11 protein-coding genes are annotated in these 17,995 nt (G+C 42.5%); all 11 read left to right on the top strand.

What is annotated here, in order from left to right; genetic code table 11:
- The first annotated feature begins 10 nt into the window (after positions 1–10).
- The 11 genes from I2I33_RS17505 to I2I33_RS17455 all read left to right on the top strand — a co-directional run bounded on the left by I2I33_RS17505 (position 11) and on the right by I2I33_RS17455 (position 17,970).
- Positions 11–628: a class II aldolase/adducin family protein gene (locus I2I33_RS17505; RefSeq protein ID WP_087419779.1), complete on the top strand. Its 618-nt coding sequence runs from the start codon at positions 11–13 to the stop codon at positions 626–628.
- An 84-nt stretch (positions 629–712) separates the two neighbouring features.
- On the top strand, positions 713–1,279 hold the full coding sequence (locus tag I2I33_RS17500; RefSeq protein ID WP_087419446.1) for an RNA polymerase sigma factor: 567 nt from the start codon (positions 713–715) through the stop codon (positions 1,277–1,279).
- 58 nt (positions 1,280–1,337) lie between these two features.
- Entirely contained in the window at positions 1,338–1,904 is a 567-nt protein-coding gene (locus I2I33_RS17495) for an RNA polymerase sigma-70 factor (RefSeq protein ID WP_087419447.1), read from the top strand.
- Between the two features lie 83 nt (positions 1,905–1,987).
- The gene (locus tag I2I33_RS17490) at positions 1,988–3,130 is read left to right on the top strand and encodes a FecR family protein (protein WP_087419448.1); all 1,143 of its coding nucleotides are present in this window, start codon (positions 1,988–1,990) and stop codon (positions 3,128–3,130) included.
- A 149-nt stretch (positions 3,131–3,279) separates the two neighbouring features.
- Positions 3,280–6,861 carry a SusC/RagA family TonB-linked outer membrane protein gene (locus I2I33_RS17485; RefSeq protein ID WP_317193317.1) on the top strand — a complete coding sequence of 1,194 codons (3,582 nt, stop codon included), beginning with the start codon at positions 3,280–3,282 and terminating at the stop codon, positions 6,859–6,861.
- A gap of 10 nt (positions 6,862–6,871) precedes the next feature.
- Entirely contained in the window at positions 6,872–8,455 is a 1,584-nt protein-coding gene (locus I2I33_RS17480) for a RagB/SusD family nutrient uptake outer membrane protein (protein WP_087419450.1), read from the top strand.
- Positions 8,456–8,457: 2 nt separating this feature from the next.
- Positions 8,458–9,354: a hypothetical protein gene (locus I2I33_RS17475; RefSeq protein ID WP_087419451.1), complete on the top strand. Its 897-nt coding sequence runs from the start codon at positions 8,458–8,460 to the stop codon at positions 9,352–9,354.
- 127 nt (positions 9,355–9,481) lie between these two features.
- Positions 9,482–10,582, top strand: coding sequence for a thioredoxin family protein (locus I2I33_RS17470; protein ID WP_087419452.1), 1,101 nt, complete (start codon positions 9,482–9,484; stop codon positions 10,580–10,582).
- A gap of 24 nt (positions 10,583–10,606) precedes the next feature.
- Positions 10,607–12,688 carry a thioredoxin family protein gene (locus tag I2I33_RS17465; protein ID WP_087419453.1) on the top strand — a complete coding sequence of 694 codons (2,082 nt, stop codon included), beginning with the start codon at positions 10,607–10,609 and terminating at the stop codon, positions 12,686–12,688.
- A 442-nt stretch (positions 12,689–13,130) separates the two neighbouring features.
- Positions 13,131–14,300 (top strand): FecR family protein, encoded by a 1,170-nt coding sequence (locus tag I2I33_RS17460; RefSeq protein ID WP_162613689.1) that lies wholly within the window; start codon positions 13,131–13,133, stop codon positions 14,298–14,300.
- An 85-nt stretch (positions 14,301–14,385) separates the two neighbouring features.
- Entirely contained in the window at positions 14,386–17,970 is a 3,585-nt protein-coding gene (locus I2I33_RS17455; protein WP_229128364.1) for a SusC/RagA family TonB-linked outer membrane protein, read from the top strand.
- Positions 17,971–17,995 lie beyond the last annotated feature (25 nt).

Here is a 17,995-nt window from a genome sequence, read left to right as displayed (position 1 = left end):
TAACATGGTTATGATCACGAAGGAACAGATTGATATTTTTGTGGCTCAAGCCCATCGGTATGGGGATGCCAAATTGATGCTTTGCAGTAGTGGTAATTTATCTTGGCGAGTGGGAGACAAAATGCTGGTTTCCGGAACAGGTTCGTGGTTACCAGTTTTGCCTCCAGAGAAGGTCGCCGTGTGTGATATTATGTCAGGGCAAGTGGAAAACGGGGTGCGTCCTTCTATGGAAAGTGTTTTTCATTTGGGTATATTGCGGGAGCGTCCGGAAGTGAACGTGGTGTTACATTTCCAATCGGAATACGCCACTGTGGTGGCTTGTATGAAAAATAAGCCGTCAGATTTTAACGTGACCTTGGAAGTTCCTTATCATGTGGGCGAAGTCGCTGTTGTTCCTTATTATCGTCCCGGTTCTCTTGAATTGGCGAATGCCGTGATAGAGGCGATGAAGGGGCACGATGCTGTTTTGTTAAGTAATCACGGGCAAGTGGTATGCGGTCGTGACTTTGATGAAGTGCTTGAACGGGCTCTTTTCTTCGAGATGGCTTGTCGGATTATCGTCCAAAGCCGGATGGATTATACTGTGCTTGGTGCGAAAGATGTGGAAGATTTAAGGAAACATCTTTAGAGAAAGGTTGATGAATTTGTAGTTATAAAGTTTTATTTGCATCTTTGTATTGAGTGATGTTCAAAACGGGAGGTGCATAACTTTATGGATACAGACCGATTCATCGAAAGTGTTAACAAAAAGCGTGAAAGTGCATGGCGGGAAATGTACCGGAAATACTATCCTGCGATGTGTAATTATGCATCGAAAATTGTGAAAGATGATGCTTCCGCCGAAGATATTGTTCAAGATTGTTTTATTAAGATATGGGATTCCGGTACGCAATTTCCTGATGTGCCTTCGCTGGTCGGTTATCTGTACCGGACAATTTACACACGAGCATTGAATTCCATTCGGGATAAGGGAATTGCACAAGCTTTATATGAAAAATGGGGAGATGCCGTTTTAGATGGGCAAGATGATGAAGTGATTCTGGAACTTGCCGTTGAAGAGGATGTTGTGAATAAATTCTACGAGGCGATAGATAAATTGTCGGAACAGCAACGGCAAGTATTGTTTATGAGCATGGAGGGGGCCAAAGTGAAGGATATTGCGGAGCGACTTGGGATTAGCGAGAATTCCGTGAAAACCCAGAAAAAACGGGCCTATGCGTTTGTTCGCAATGAATTAGGAGAGAGTTTGGCGATGTTGATTTTCATTTTATTCTCGTGAGTGAACGTGATTATTCGATTTTCTTACATAAATTTGTCCATACAATTTAGATGTACTCATGGATGCAGAAGAGGATTTGATTTTAGCTCGTATAAAAAAACGCGATAAAGAGGCGTTTCGATACCTCTATGAGTATTATTTTGCCAAAATGGTTCTATTTGCCGAGAGTTATTTATATGATGAAGAAGAGGCAAGGGATTTAGTGCAGGATCTATTTTTCCACTTATGGAATCATGCCGGGACATTACAAGTGGCAACCTCCGTGAAAGCTTATTTGTTCACTTCGGTACGAAATCGTTGTTTGAATGCGATTCGGGATCGGAAGATCAGGGATGAGCATAATAATAAATTGTTTGAGGCTCAGCTTTTCTCCGGAACAGAGGATATGGTTATTGATGAGGAAGTGCATCGACGCCTTCAAGAAGCATTGGATTCGCTACCTGATAAATGCCGGGAGATTATTTTGTTAAAAGTGGTGGAGGGAAAGAAAAATAAAGAGATTGCCGAACAATTAAATATCGCCGAGACAACGGTGAAAACTCAGGTTCAGCGAGCGTATCGCATGTTGCGTGAGAGGTTGGTTCCCATTTTCCTACTTATTGAATATTTACAACAGGGTTTCTAAAGATTTTTAAAGAAAATCATATTTCTTGTACTCCGTTTTTCAAATGGATGTGTCTTATACATGAATGATTAATTGAAAGTATCATGACAGATGATAGAAGGCACATAAATTGGGATATGATCGTGAGGCATCTCATGGATGTTGCTACAGACGAAGAAAGGGAAGAGGTCGAGAGATGGCTGGCAGAAGATGAGGGTAACCGGGAATATTACCGTAAGGCAAAACGATATTTTGAGACCTATTACACGGGGGAAGAAACTCGTGTGGTGGATACCAGAGGGGCATGGGATGAATTTGTTGTTTATGCAGATAAATCCCGGAAAGCACATATCTGGAGAATGATTGTCAAATATGCGGCAATTCTGTTGTTGCCTCTATGCGTGGGACTTGGTTACTGGTTTCTGGGAAATGATACCCCCCAAACGACCTTCGTCTCGGGGGGCATATCCATTGAGCCGGGAACGACAAAGGCCGTGTTGGTCTTTAATTCCGGTCAACAGGTAAAATTAACGGATTCTATTGCCTTTGAACAAGCGATAGAAAAATTTAAACCTAGTGGTCAGGTTGAACAAGCGATAGAATATAACAAAATTATCGTACCTAGAGGTGGTGAGTATAATTTGGTGTTGGCGGATGGTACGAGTGTGATGATAAACTCCGATTCAAAATTAAGTGTTCCGGATCGTTTCGAGGGGAAAGAACGACGTGTCCGTTTGGAAGGAGAGGCATTGTTTCACGTGGCTCAAGATGTGGAACATCCTTTTATTGTTGAAACGGATGGCGGTGATGTTACGGTTTTGGGAACCGTATTTAATGTAAATGCTTATTCGGGTGAAGATTATGTACAAACCACCTTGGTTGAAGGGAGGGTCGCTTTTCAGGGAAAAGGGATGACTGATGCCAGGACAATAGCTCCTGGCGAACAGATTACCTATGATGTCCAGACAAATAGCGTGAACGTGGAAAAAGTGGATACTAGGGTATACACGGCGTGGACCGAAGGAAAGTGGATAATAGAGGGTGAGTGTTTGGAGGAAATCATGAAACAGTTGGCTCGATGGTATGATGTTACTGTATTTTATCAAAATGCGGAGGCTAAAGATCTTGTGTTCACCGGGGATTTGGAGAAGTATAGTAATTGTAATGTTATTCTGGATATTATATCTATGACTACGAATGTTGAATTTGAATTAAAGGATAGAGTGATTATTGTGAAAATGAAATAAGAAAAACCGGTAGGTGTTGGTACCACCTATCCGGTTGCTGTGTCAATTAAATTTAGTAATCTTTACATTAACAAGACAAATGTATGAAAAAAAAACGAGATGATGGCATCCCTGTTAGGGAGGCGTGTGTAAAAAAATGGTTTCTGGTTATGAGATTAATATGTGTTTTTACGCTGTTTCTATTGTTGAAGGTTTCCGGGAATGGATTCTCCCAAAAGAAGATAAACTTGGATCTTGAGCGGGTGAGCATGTTGGAGATTATTCAAGAATTGAGACAACAAACGGGTTACAAGTTTTTTTTCAATCACAATGAATTGAAAAAAGTGAAAGACGTGTCTGCGAAATTTGTTGATGAAGATTTGGAACGGGTGTTGGATGCGGTTTTGAGCAAGGTGAATTTATCTTATCGGATAGAGCAAGGAGTTATTATTATTGTTCCGGGAGCGGTGAAAGAGGGGGAAAAAGAGGTTCGCATTGTGGGGAGCGTGACGGATGAGAAAAAACATCCTTTGCCCGGGGTCACGGTTATCGTGAAAGGTTTAACCTTGGGAACGTCAACAGATGTAAAGGGAAGGTTTTCGTTGACACTGCCTAAGATGCAGAACGTGTCGTTACTTTTCTCATTTATAGGAATGGAAACGCAAGAGGTGCGGTACACCGGGCAGGATTCGATTCACGTGGTTCTGAAAGAGTCTGCAGAACAATTGGAAGAAGTGATCGTGAGAACCGGATATCAAAATATTGATAAGCGGAAATTGACAAGTGCCGTGCAAACAATTAAAATGGACGATATAAAAGTGTCGGGGGTAAACACGATTGACCAGATGTTGGAAGGACGTATACCCGGTATGATTTTTATGCAGAACTCCGGACAGGTTGGTGCCGCTCCGAAATTAAGAATACGAGGAACTTCAACCGTTTTGGGTAATCGTGAACCGCTATGGGTATTAGATGGGGTGGTTTTGACCGATCCGGTGAATGTTGACCCTGCCCAGATTAACGATTTAGACTTCGTGAACTTGCTGGGTAATGCGATTTCGGGTTTGAATCCGGATGACATCGAACAGATTGACGTGTTGAAAGATGCTTCTGCAACAGCTCTTTATGGGGCAAAAGCGGGTAATGGAGTTATCGTGATCACGACGAAAAAAGGGAAGGCCGGTCCGCCTAGTGTCACTTATTCTGGGACAGCTTCCTACACGAGAAGGCCTCGTTACAGCGATCGAGCCATTTACTTGATGAATTCGAAAGAGCGGGTGGATGTTTCCCGGGAGTTAGTAGAACGGGGAGTTTATTACAATAATGTTGATAGTTGGACCGGATACGAGGTAGCGATACAGGATTATTACAATGGGGCTATCGACTATAAAGAGTTCAATCGTTTGGTCGGATATTACGAAACATTGAACACGGACTGGTTTGATATTGTTTGTCAGGATGTGTTTTCACATAACCATACGTTGAGCTTGTCTGGAGGTTCTGCCAATATCCGCTATTATGCCTCTCTCGGAATGAGTGATGAGAAAGGTGCGATAAAAGGTGAGAGCAACAGGCGATATTCGACAACTTTGAATTTATCAGCGAATTATGAACGTTTTGCTGCACGTTTCCAGCTTCAGGGGAATGTATCGAATCGCGATTACAATCCCTCGGAATTAGGCGTGTTGGATTATGCCTATAATATGAACCGTGCCATTCCGGCTTTTAATCCTGATGGATCTCGTTACCTCTATCAACGGGCGTCAAGTGGTTCGATGCCGATGTATGCTTTTAACGTGTTGAACGAAATGGATAATTCCGGGGATGAAACCAACGGAAGCGCAATTAATATGCAGGCGCATGTTAGTTACAATGTCATAGATGATTTGAAATTGGAAGGGACGTTATCTTATGCGGTAAGCAACACGAATCAAGAGATTTATTTTACGGAAGATACCTATTACGTACATCAGTTGCGTGCTGATCAATCGGAGCGTAATGACTTGTGTCCTATCGGGGGAGAATTACGGGAGAGTAATGTGCGCAATACCAATTGGATGGCACGTGTGCAAGCAAATTATATGAAGAGTTTGGGAAGCGAGGGAAAGCACAATGTGAATGGTTCGGCGGGGTTGGAATTGAATTCTCAAAAATACGATGGTTTTAGTATTACACGTCGGGGGTATTATCGGGATCGAGGTAAATTGTTTACTTCTATTCCACAAAAATATACGGGATATTATGATCGGTTTATGGCAACGGCAAATGCGTTGGGGACTATAACGGAAAATTTGACTAATTCAGTGGCATGGTATGCGATGGCCGGGTACGATTATGACAATCGCTATATGTTGAATCTGCATATTCGAGGGGAGGCTTCCAACTTGTTCGGATCACGGGCGAATGATCGAATGATGCCGATTTGGGCTTTGTCCGGTCGTTGGAATGTAAAGCGGGATATTTTGGAATCTGTTGATTGGGTGGATGATTTGGCATTAAGGGGATCTTTTGGTTATCAGGGGAATATGCTGAGCAACCAGACTCCTAATATGATTATCACGCAAGGGGTTGATTACACCGGGAAATATGGTGAATTTAATTCGAAAGTTGCTCATTACCCGAATCCTGACTTAAGGTGGGAAAAGACGGCATCCACGAATGTGACCTTGGATTTCTCGTTTTTAAAGAATAAAATTAACGGCTCGTTTTCTTGGTATTATAAAAAGACTCGGGATGCATTTCTGACAAAGACTATTTCCGAGATTAACGGGATCAAGCAATATGTTGTTAATAGCGGGACACTTGTAAACAAGGGAATCGAGGTGAGTTTAAATTTCACACCGATCAATCGTGTCGGTCTTGATGGCGGGAAGAGAGGATTTGTTTGGCGGATTGACCCCCAATTGGGACAAGTGTTGAACGAGTTGGTGAACAGTGCGATAAATAACCGGAATAATGTTCTGCGGGATGAGATCGAATATGACGATATGTTGACCGGGGACGTGGAGATTGCCGGAGAACCTTTGAATACGTTTTATTCATACCGTTTTAAAGGATTGAGTCCCGTGGACGGTTCTCCCATTTTTTACGGGGCAGAGGATGAATTGCAAGAGGAGCTGGCCGAAAAATACAACGGAATGGAACGCGAAGATGTCTTTTTAGAAGTAATGGAAAGATCGGGACGGCGTGAACCTTATCTTCAAGGAGGAATTTCGAACTACTTAGGGTATCGTAATTTTAGTTTATCGTTTAATTTGACTTATAGTTTGGGTAATAAAATCCGGTTACTGAAATTGTGTACTGAATACGGAACAACCAATCCTAACCCGCATAGTAACTTGCGACGGGAATTTGTGAATCGTTGGAGAAAACCGGGTGATGAGGAACATACCAATATTCCTGGGTTGAATACCGTTGCAGGAACTCACTCCAACCCGTGGTGGACTAGTGGAACGAATGTGACACATCGAATTGCGAATAATATTTACGAGATGTATGACAATTCGGATATTCGGGTGGTGAGTGGAAATTATCTGCGGTTGTCTTCTCTCTCTTTCCGCTACAATGTTGATGAGCGATTCTGTAAGAAGTTAGGTCTCAAGTCGGCTTATATCAACCTGACCGGAACGAACCTGTTTACCATTGCCCATAAGAAGTTACGGGGACAAGATCCTACTCAGTCAGGTTCGTCACCGAATGTCAATCTTTCAGTACGTCCTACTTACTCATGTAATCTTAGTATCACTTTCTAAAATTTGAGCAATGAAAAAAAGAGTTTTAATCTATATTTTAAGTGTATTCTCCCTTGGTTGCGTTTCTTGCGGTGATTTTTTGGATGAGTATTCGCAGAATCAACGTTACGCCGAGACTGCACAGGATTTGGACGAGTTACTTAGAGGGGAGTGTTTTATGGCATTTCAGGGTAGTTACTCTTCAAATACCCAGGAGACGATGAGTTACAGTAGCGGGCTTACGATGAATTATCCCTGGCTGCATGTCATGGATGATGATGCAGAAGAATTTGTATCTGGAGGATTAACGTATACGGCCAATTACCCGCGTAACGTGCTTGGTTCTTTTTATCATTGGGGGGCCGATCCGTTTTTAACGTTGGAGAATGCTCAGTACAAGGATAATGATTGGGAAAAGTTTTATAAGCATATAGGAGTACTAAACTCAATCATTTATATGGCAGATGATTTCCGTTCGAAAGAGGAGGATATTGAGTTATTGAACAGGGTGGAAGGAGAAGCACGTTTTCTCCGGGCAGGTTACTACTTTTTATTGGTGAATATTTATGGTATGCCTTATTGCAAGGCTACTGCATCAAAAGATGCCGGAGTCCCTTTGAAAGTTACAGAGCATATAGAAGATAAATATTTTAACCGTAGCTCGGTAGAGGCGGTATATTTGCAAATTGTCGCAGACCTTCAAAGAGCTGCCGTTTGTTTGAAAGGGATCACCCCTTCTTCAACATTACGGGTAGGAGCAACTGCCGCTAATGCGTTGCTGTCTAGAGTGTATTTGTATATGGAAAACTATGAGGCTTGTATTGCGGCAGCCAATGAAGCCATGGCTGGGACTTACTCGGTGATGGATTTAAATAATTGGACAAGCGGGCAAAATGTGGTCTCTTGGACATCGCCCGAAACAATTTTTACTCAAGGGGGAAATTCTGTTATTTTGACATTCTTGAGTTATTCATCTGGTTGGAGTGGTTCTACTCCGATATCTCAAGCGCTTTCGTTTCAAGCGTCAGAGGATTTACTGCAATGTTATGCTGCAGGGGATTTGCGTAGAACTGCATTCTTTAAGAGTTCTTTACATGCAGCGATACCCGATAAATATAAGACTTGGATAGACTACAGTGATACGGATGAGGTCGGTATGGATTTTCTGATTCGTTTGCCTGAGGTAATTTTAAATAAGGCGGAGGCGTTGGCGATGTTAAATCGGGATGGGGAAGCGAAAACCGAGTTGGAAAAACTTCTTTCTAAACGATTTGCTGTTGCACCGTCGGTGACAGAAACGGGGGAGGCATTGATTGATTTTATCCGTGATGAACGCCGCCGGGAACTTTGTTTCGAGGGGCATCGCTGGTTTGATCTGCGCCGTTATGCTGTAAATAGCATTCGTCCTCTTCCGGAAAATTTCCGTATTCGTCATCAGAATAATGATTACGAGGCGAATTCAATGACTTGGTATGAAAACGGTTACTATGAATTAAATGCTTACACTCAGGATCATGCCGCTTGGATAGTGCCAATTCCAAATTATGCAATTGAATTTAATAGGGGAGAACTTCAGAATGAGATTCGTCCGAATAGAGAACTTATAAGAAATTGAGTATGAAAAAGAATAATTTCCTTTATATATTATTTTTGTCCTTCTTGTTCACGGCTTGTGATAAGGAAGATCATTTGACACCGTCGAATGTTGGTCGAGATTGGTTCACGATAGAGGATTCAAATGATCCGGTAGATCATGCGATTTATCAATTTTACACGGAGACAGGTATTCCCGTGTTTTATAATGATACGATTGGAGAAGAAACCCGTGTTGATCATTGGGGAAATTCTTATACACATTATGAAATCTTGCAATTTGGAAGTTCTTCTCTCGGGGGAACAGAAACACCAAATCCTTTCAGCTCTTATGAGTTGTGTCCGAAAGAGGACGTTGTCGACGGATTAGAATTTTTACGTGAGGAGATCGTGCCTGTTTTACCTGAGAGTATCAAGATTACTAGTTTCCTGTTGCTGAAATCTTTGACTCCTTATAATCCGGCAGTGGTGAGTAATGAAGCTTTTAAAGGGTTGAACACGGTACTTATTTCCCGTGTTTCCGAGTTAAAGAATATGAGTGATGCGGAACGCCTGAATATGAAGGGTACTGTTCTTAATGCCGTTCTTGCCACGCCTGTTTCCGGTTACACGGAAGAATTAACTGCGTTTTATCAGATGACCCGCAGTTGTTATACGGAGAATTTATATGGTTGTGCCGGTTGGTATTTTTACAATAGGTATGGATTCTCTGACCCGAGAGCCGTTGGCTTCTTGAAGGATCCGAATCCTTATGATTATGGTAATATGCCCACGGAAATTCAAGATGTGGGTATGTATATCAAGGCGATGTTTACTCACACGCCGGAAGAATTTGAAGCGTTGTACGGGACGTTTAGTGTCGTGATGACGAAATATGAAATTATGAAAACGGTATTGCGAGATATCGGGGTTTCTATATAGGCTATTAATTTATTTATAGAATATTACTACCCTATGGAAGAGTGTAAAACTCTCTTCCATAGAGGGACGTATCGCCTTATTGGCAGGAAATGGATGTTTTGTATTGTATAATTTAGAATGAACTGAAATGAAAAAATTGTTATTGATTTATGTCGGGATTTTTTGCTCTGTACTGGTTTTCGGACAGACAAATTTCCAGAAATTGACATTAGATGAGGCTTGTACGAAGGCAAAAGCGGAGAAAAAGCTGGTTTTCGTGGATCTTTACACCTCTTGGTGTGCCCCGTGTAAGATGATGGCAGACAAGGTGTTCCCGGATGTAAAACTAGGAGCGTTCATGAACGAACGTTTCGTGTGTGTGAAATATGACACGGGGGCCGATAAGGATGGTTCGGAATTGGCAAAGATGTTTAATGTTCAGGCCTATCCCACGTTTTTGATCTTGAACGTGGATAAGGGATTGGAAAACCAAATTGTTGGGGCAACCCTTGAACCGTTGGATTTCATGAACCAAGTCGAGGCGGCGCTGAAAGCTTCGCTTGCCAGTTTGGGCCAGCAATACGCGAACGGGAATAGAGACGTCTCGTTCCTTACCGATTATTTGAAAGCGTTGTTAACGGCCTCCATGAACGAGAAAGCTAAGGAAGTGTGTGTCTCTCTTTTCAAAGTATTGCCTGATACAGAAAAATCAAATCGGGAGTATTGGTTTATTTTTAAAGATCAGACTTTGTCTCCGATAGGTTCTCCGTTCATGGATTTCCTATTTTCCCATTTTGAGCAATTTACCCGGAGCATGGGAGAAGAAAAAGTGTTGAACCGGATCGCTGAAGCTTTTGAGATTAAATTACGTGATATTATTCGTGGACGTGAACCTATGGATGATTTGGATAAGGTTGCCAAACAGATGGCCCCGCATCATTTTAATTCACGAGAGCGAATGGATACGTATGTTGCTTTGGGGAAAGCTTTGCGTGAGGCCAGAAAGGATAATAGCGAAAAAGGGGTGGAGAAATTACTGGAATTATGCGAGAATGAATTTCCCAAGATTGACGGGGAACATCTGGTGTATTTTTATTTTCCCGTGACAATTTACATTGCCAATGTTGGGACGGAGGTGCAGTATAAACGGGTATGTAAGCTTCACGAGTACGTGTATGAACATACCGAGCATAATCCTTTGAGGATAGGCTTGGGAAATATGCTTTCTGGGACGAAGAAAAACAAATAAGATTAATTTTATAGAAAGAAGGAAATGAAAAAATTATTATCGGTGTTTGTGGGGCTATTGTGCTCCGTCGCTGTTTTTGCTCAAACAGATTTTCAAGAGTTGTCTTTAGAGGAAGCTTGCAAGAAGGCAAAAACGGAAAATAAACCTATATTCTTGGATTGTTACACCTCTTGGTGTGGCCCGTGTAAAATGATGGCAAATGAGGTCTTCACGCTGAAAGAGGCTGGTGATTATTTTAATAAGAATTTTGTCTGTGTGAAAACGGACATGGAAAAAGGAGGCGGACCGGCTATTGGTAAGCAATACGGGGTTGATGCGTATCCGACCTTTTTGGTTATCAATGCGGATGGTAAGTTAATGCATAAAGTGGTTGGAGCGATGCCTCTTGAAAAGTTAATAGAGAGTGTAGAGATTGGTTTAAAAGCCAGCAGTCTTGCTGAATACGAGGCGTTATACCAAGCAGGGAGGTTGGATTTGGCAGAGCAAATGGCGTACTGGAAATTGCTTTCTGTTTCAGGCGATGTTGTCAAGGCTCAAAGTGTAGGTGATAATCTTTGGGGAAAGCTTACGGAGAAAGATAAATTGAGTGCCGCTTATTGGCCTTTGTTACAATCAAGAGCAACCTCTTTGGAGAGTGAGGAACTGAAATTTGTTTGTGCCAACCGGGGGCATTTTGAAAAGGAGATAGGAAAAGAAGAGGTTGGAGATTTGATCTATAATTCTTTCATGTCGGAATTAAACTTGATGATCGTGTACCAATTGCCCGCAAAGAAGTATGATAAGATCCCGGGTATTCGAGATTTACTTGAGAATAACGATGTACCTCGTAAGGATGCACTTTTTAAAATGATAGACTTGGCGGAAGCCCGGAGAAAATATGATGCAACCGGCTTTATGAATGCTCTTGATACAAATTTGGAGGTATTGAATGATTCCGAAAAAAGTTGGGTATTTGAAGGTGCAAATCTGTTTATTTCGATGTTCAAAGATAAAGCACAACTGAAGAGATTGGGAGAAATCGCTATTCGTGAAAAAGAATTGATCAGAGACGAGGTTGCTAAAAACAAGGTTGCTAAAATAGCTTTTAATTTTAGACGTGCGGGAAATGATGGTGTGTACTGGGAGAATTTGAAGACATTAAGAGAGGTGCTGGCACAAGCTGAAGTGGAAGGCAAATATGTATTTTTGGATTGTCATAATAATGGGCAGACCACGAAGACAATCGATGATCAACTCTTTACGCGGAAAGAGGTGGAGGATTTACTGAATAAATTTTTTATAAATTACAGGGTGAATCTTGGGGAAGAAGAAGGGGCCAAGGTTATCAGAAGGTATGGTATAAATATTCCTAATGTAATGCTTGTACTTGATAAGGAAGGGAATGTTCGACACATGATATCTAATGTCATGGATGGTAATTTTATTGAACGAGTGAAAGAGACTTTCGATGATAATAAAGCTTTTGGTGTTCTTGAGGCTAGGTATGTTAGGGGAGATCGTTCTCCGGAGTTTATGGTCCAATATTTAACGGCATTGAGTAAGGTGACTAATAGTTCTAAGATGGCCCTTGTTGCCGTAGAGTTATTTGCCTCGTTAAATGACGAACAGAGAACCTCTCCTGAATTTTGGATGTTGTATAATCCTCAATTTTCTAGGATAAGTTCTGAAATGAAAAATTATTTATTTTCTCATCTTCAAGAATTCAGAGAGAAAATAGGTACAGAAAAGGTGGATCAAACTGTTGTCAATCAAATCTATTCTGATCTTTCCAGTGTTCTTTATACTCAGGAATCAAGATATACTGTTGATGATATTAATAATATCATACAATTTATTAAACGTCATGATATACAGGATTCGCAGCAATTGCTCTGTATTGCAAATATTACTAAGCTATTTAAGAGTAAGGTGCGTAGTGTTAAGGATTATAAGAAAGCATGCAAAGGGTTGAAACCGGAAAATATTCCGTTTGCTGATTTATACGCGAATATTCTTGCCGTGGAGCCGGAAAGAACGGATGAGTGGAACGCATGGGGAAAAGAGATTATAGCGTCTCTTACAGATCCCGGATATATACAATGGTATAAGCAATTTCTTCAACTCTAAAGAATGTGTGTAGTTGTATGTCAAGCGGATTTTATCGGGAGTTCTATAAAGAATTTTGTATTATAACATGATCACTACCTGATTACAACCAGAAGTAACATTCTCGTTAAACTATTAATATACTTTATGAACCTTATTATATATAAGGTTCATATAAGGTTCATATAAGGTTTCTATAAGGTATCTATAAGGTTCATGACGGTAGTGTTCAGGTAGTGATCATGTTATAATTATCTTTTCGGGATAGAATCGGCAATAACTTATGACTTATTATAGAATCAATTACGATTGATCCGGGTAAAAAATGGAATGTAAATATTTATTCTCATCCTAGAGAGCCTTTATAAAGGACAAACGGGATGGGAATAAATATTTATTTATTTTTTTCGAAAATATCTGTCACCCGTTTTTTCGGATCATGTGTTCTATTTATGAAAGACACATGGAAAAGATGAAAAAATGGAGTCAAATATATGAATGGTCCAAAAGAGTCAGGACTTATTTGGAGGAAGATTTTTCCTCTTCGTCTCTTGACGAGGAAGATATTATCGTTCGCCGTGTTACGGAACGATTGTCTGATCCGGATTATCTGCGGGGGAAAGGACAGGAACAAGGGCGTTTCGATGCGGAGACGGCTTTTAGGAAATTACGACGGAGAAATTCACGTCGGGTTATGATTCGAGTGGGAAGTGTTGCCGCTGTTTTGGTATTGATCGTGGGGATAGTTGTTTTATATAAGGGAAATTTTTCTCACGAGAAAAACGTGTCGGAATTGGCACAAGGGGTAATTCCAGCTCTTCTGCCGGGAACAAACAAGGCGATTTTGCATTTGGCGGATGGCCGGGAGCTCGTTTTGAATGATGCTTTACGGGCTAAAATTGAGACAAAAGAGGGCGTGGTGGAAGTGGATTCTATGGGGGTAGTTTATGGAATAAAAGTGGATTCCGTGGCAACGGAAAAGGTGCAGGAATATCACGTTATGACGATACCACGCGGGGGAGAATTTCATTTGACATTGGCCGATGGAACTCAGGTGTGGCTGAATTCAGAGACGGAATTACGTTTCCCGGTTCATTTTGCAGGGGGAGAGCGGAAAGTGTATTTGAAAGGGGAGGCATATTTTGATGTGACCGAGGATGCCGCTCGTCCTTTCGTGGTGGAGACTTCGATGGGTGATATCAAAGTGTTGGGGACAGCGTTTAACGTTTCGGTTTACGATGAACGGACAATGGCGGCGACGTTGGAAAAAGGGAGTATATGTTATTTGAAAGATTCCCGAAAGGGGGTGTTGATCAAACCGGGAGAACAGTTGGTTTGTACGGAAGGTTCCGATTTACCCGTGGTTCGAAAGGTGAATACCCGGTTGTACACGGCTTGGAAAGATAATCTTTTCTGTTTCGAGGAACAGTATTTGGATCAGATCATGTTGACGTTGGCCCGTTGGTACGATTTCCAAGTGAAATTTGAATCCGAGGAATTGAAAAAACTGGAGTTATCGGGAACATTGGATAAATATTCGGATATACAGCCTTTATTGCGGTTATTCGAATTGGGTACGGATGTGAAATTTGAAATTCAAAATAAAGTTATTTATGTGCGGAAAGTAAAATAAAAGGATTCGATTCGCCAGCGACCAAACTATAGAATCAAATCCTTTGTATTTAGAGTTTATAAACCCTTTAAACTGAAACAAAGTTATGAAAAAAAATCCACCTAACGTGTGGGTACGACCACATTGTGTCAAAAAAATGTTACAAGTCATGAAACTAGCTTTACTTTTTGTGGTGTTGTTTTTCACCTCAGCGAGTGCGTTTACCCAACGGGTGAGCCTTTCGGTGAAAGCGGAAACGACGTTGAACGAGGTGCTAAAACAAGTGAAGGATCAAACGGGTGTTCGAATTTTGTACGATGCCGGGAAGATGAAACGTGTATCATGTCGGGAGATGAAAATTGCCGATTTAGAGGTTGCGGAGGCATTGAGGCAAATTTTGAAAGATACCCGTTTTGAGTTTTTCGAGGAAGGTGGGGTGTTTATCGTGCGAGAGGCTTTGTCGCAACAGGCGAAAGTGATTCGCCTTGTGGGGATGGTGACGGACGAGAAGAAACAACCGTTACCGGGGGTGACTGTTCAGTTGAAAGGATTTTCAGTTGGAACAGCGACAAACGGGGCAGGGATGTACCAATTATCCATTCCGAATGCCCCGGAGAAGTTTTCTTTAGTTTTTTCTTTTGTCGGGATGGTTTCCCAAGAGATCGTTTACGCAGGGAAAGACACGATCGACGTGGTGATGAAGGAGGACGTGGAGACGTTGGACGACGTGGTTGTCACCGGTTACATGACCTTGGACAAGAGTAAGTACGTGGGAGCGATTAACAAGGTGTATGCGAGGGATATTATGATTCCGGGAGAGAGTACGATCGACCAGATGTTGCAGGGGGTAATCCCGGGAATGGCAGTGCGGATAACTTCCGGTATGGTCGGATCGACTCCTAAGATCAGAATCCGGGGAACATCGACGTTGTTAGGTAGTCAGGACCCGGTGTGGGTGGTGGATGGGGTTATCCAGCGGGACCCGCTTCCGATCAGTGAGACGGATGCCTCTCTTTCCAGTGATTTGGATAATCTGCGGGATATTGCCGCTAATGCGATTTCTTGGTTGAATCCCTCGGATATAGAGTCGTTGACCGTGTTGAAGGATGCGTCGGCAACTGCCATCTACGGTTCGAAGGCGGCGAACGGCGTGATCGTGATCAACACGAAAAAGGCGCAGTCAGGGTCCGCATCCCTTTCCTATTCGGGAAGTTTTAGTATTGGTCAGCGTCCCCGTTACGGTTTGTACAATCAAATGAATTCTAGGGAATTGATGGATTTTTCCAGAGAAATGTACGAAGACCGTGTGCGCTACCCCAGTGCTATATTACCTATCGGGTATGCCGGGTTGGTTCAGAAGCTGACGAACAAGGAGATTACTCACGAACAGTTGGAAACGGAGTATAACAAGATGGCAAACAATAACACGGATTGGTTTGATCTTTTGTTCCGTAATTCTTTTAATCACAAGCATAATTTGAGCATTACCGGGGGATCGGAGAAGATTGCCAGTCGTGCTTCTATCGGTATTACCGAGGAGAAAGGCGAGGCCAAGGGAAATGAAGGGAAGACGTTTACCGGTAGCTCGAACACGGTGTTGCAGTTGATCCCGAATTTGAGGATTAGCTTGAACCTGAACGGTAGTTACCGGGAGATGTTCGGTTTTGCTTACGGTGTGAGCCCGTTTAGTTACGCGTATAACACGGCACGGACGATCCCGTTACGTAATGAGGATGGTACGTTGTACTATCACGAAAAATGGGGTGGTTCGAGTACGGCTATTTCTGGGAAAAGCTGGTACGGGTATAATATTTTGAATGAGATAAATAACACGGGGAACGAGAATCGGTCGAAGATGGTGTCTTCAAGTCTTGATGTTTCGTGGAAGATTTTGCCTTATTTGGAGTATCAAGGGTTGGTTTCTTACACGGTGAATTCGTCGGAGGTGAAGTCGTATGCCACGGAGTATTCCAATTATATTACCTCTCTTCGAGGTTACGAGGTGGGAGAGGTGACAGCGAATAGTAAGGAAGAGAAGATGACGCAGTTGCCTTTTGGTGGGTTGTTGGTGACGGAAAATGCCACGACGAACACGTGGTCGGTCCGGAATAGTTTGGTGTTTAATAAATTGTTTAAGGATGTGCATAGCGTGACGTTACAGGTGGGATTTGAAGTTTCTTCCAACACGGCGACCGGTTCGAGAAATACACGTTACGGTTATTTGCGTTACCGGGGAGAGGCTTTTGCGTCTGTCCCGACGACCTATACCACGGTGTATAATGCCGTGGCACAACAGAATCCTCTTTTGAATACCATGAGGACCGCATCGTCCGTGACGAACCGGGAGAATAATTATGTCAGTGAGTTTCTGACGGCGGTGTATTCTTTTGATAACCGGTATGTCGTGAATTTTAATGCCCGTTTGGATGCCTCCAATCGTTTCGGTCAGGATAAGAACGATCGTTTCGAACCGACTTGGTCTATCGGGGCGAAGTGGAGAGTGGGTAGCGAGTCGTTTGCCCGGAACTGGAATTGGATGGAATCTTTGGATATATCCGGGTCTTACGGTTACCAGGGGAATTCGGTGGAGGAGGTATCTCCTTATTTGATTGCGAGTGACGGGGGATTAAGTCAATTTTATAACCAGTACACGCTGAATATAAAGTATTTGCCTTATGAAAAGCTAGGATGGGAAAAAACGAAATCTTGGAATGCCAGCGTGGATCTTTCTTTTTTGAAGGGGCGGATGAACGTGGTGTTCAATGCTTACGGGAAAAAGAGTGACGTTATTGCTTCCCGGCAGGTTCCGGGAGAGAACGGGATGTTGAATTCCAGAATTTTCGGAACGGAAATGGATAACAAGGGGTACGAGGTGACGGTTAATTTTATTCCAGTTCGCACACAAGATTGGACTTGGTCATTCTCCGTGAACACGGGAAAAGTGACGAATGAGATTTCGGATAATGAACGAGTGAACAAGTTGGAAGATTTCTTGGACGGTTCGGCAGTCTTGAATGGAAAGTCTTATAATTCATTCTATTCTTTCCGGTATAAGGAGTTGAGCCAGGAGAATGGTGAACCTTTGTTCTATAACATGGATATTGAGAAAACGAATGATTTCACGGAGTTTTTGGTGCGTAGCGGGAATTTTGATTCCGATTTCACGGGAGGTTTCAACACGCAGGTAAGATATAAACGCTTGTCGTTTACCATGCAGTTCGCAATGCAGTTCGGCGGGCAGGATCGCTTGCCAGAGTTGTATACCGGCACGTTGAAAGGTGTTCCGGGGCCGCAGGAGAATGTTTCGCGCCAGTTGAAGAAACGTTGGCGGAAGGCGGGAGATCAGACGAATATCCCGGCAGTACCGAATTATAACAGCGCGAGTTCGTTTGGCTATGTTACGTTGCCGGTGTTGTCGGGCACGAGTTCGATGACTCCTTATGCCATGTACAGCCAGTCGGATTTGCGGGTGGCCGACACGGATTTGATCCGTTGCCGTCAAATATCGCTTACGTATAGCGTGGGTGAAAGCATTTTAAAAGCTCTTCACTTGAAGTACGCGAGTATCAGTTGGAGCATGAGTAACCCGTTTATGATTGCTTTTGATAAGGCATGGAAGGGGTTGGACCCGGAGACGAAGGATTGGCCTGCACGGCGGACAACGTCTCTTTCTTTGAACGTGACCTTTTAACGAGTGAAACCGATAAACGATATGA

Origin of the sequence: Butyricimonas sp. BSD2780061689_150309_C8, from assembly GCF_015560935.1 — a bacterium.
Taxonomy (GTDB): domain Bacteria; phylum Bacteroidota; class Bacteroidia; order Bacteroidales; family Marinifilaceae; genus Butyricimonas; species Butyricimonas paravirosa.
The sequence above is the reverse complement of the archived record's forward strand: the minus strand, read 5'-3'. Positions and strand labels throughout refer to the sequence as shown.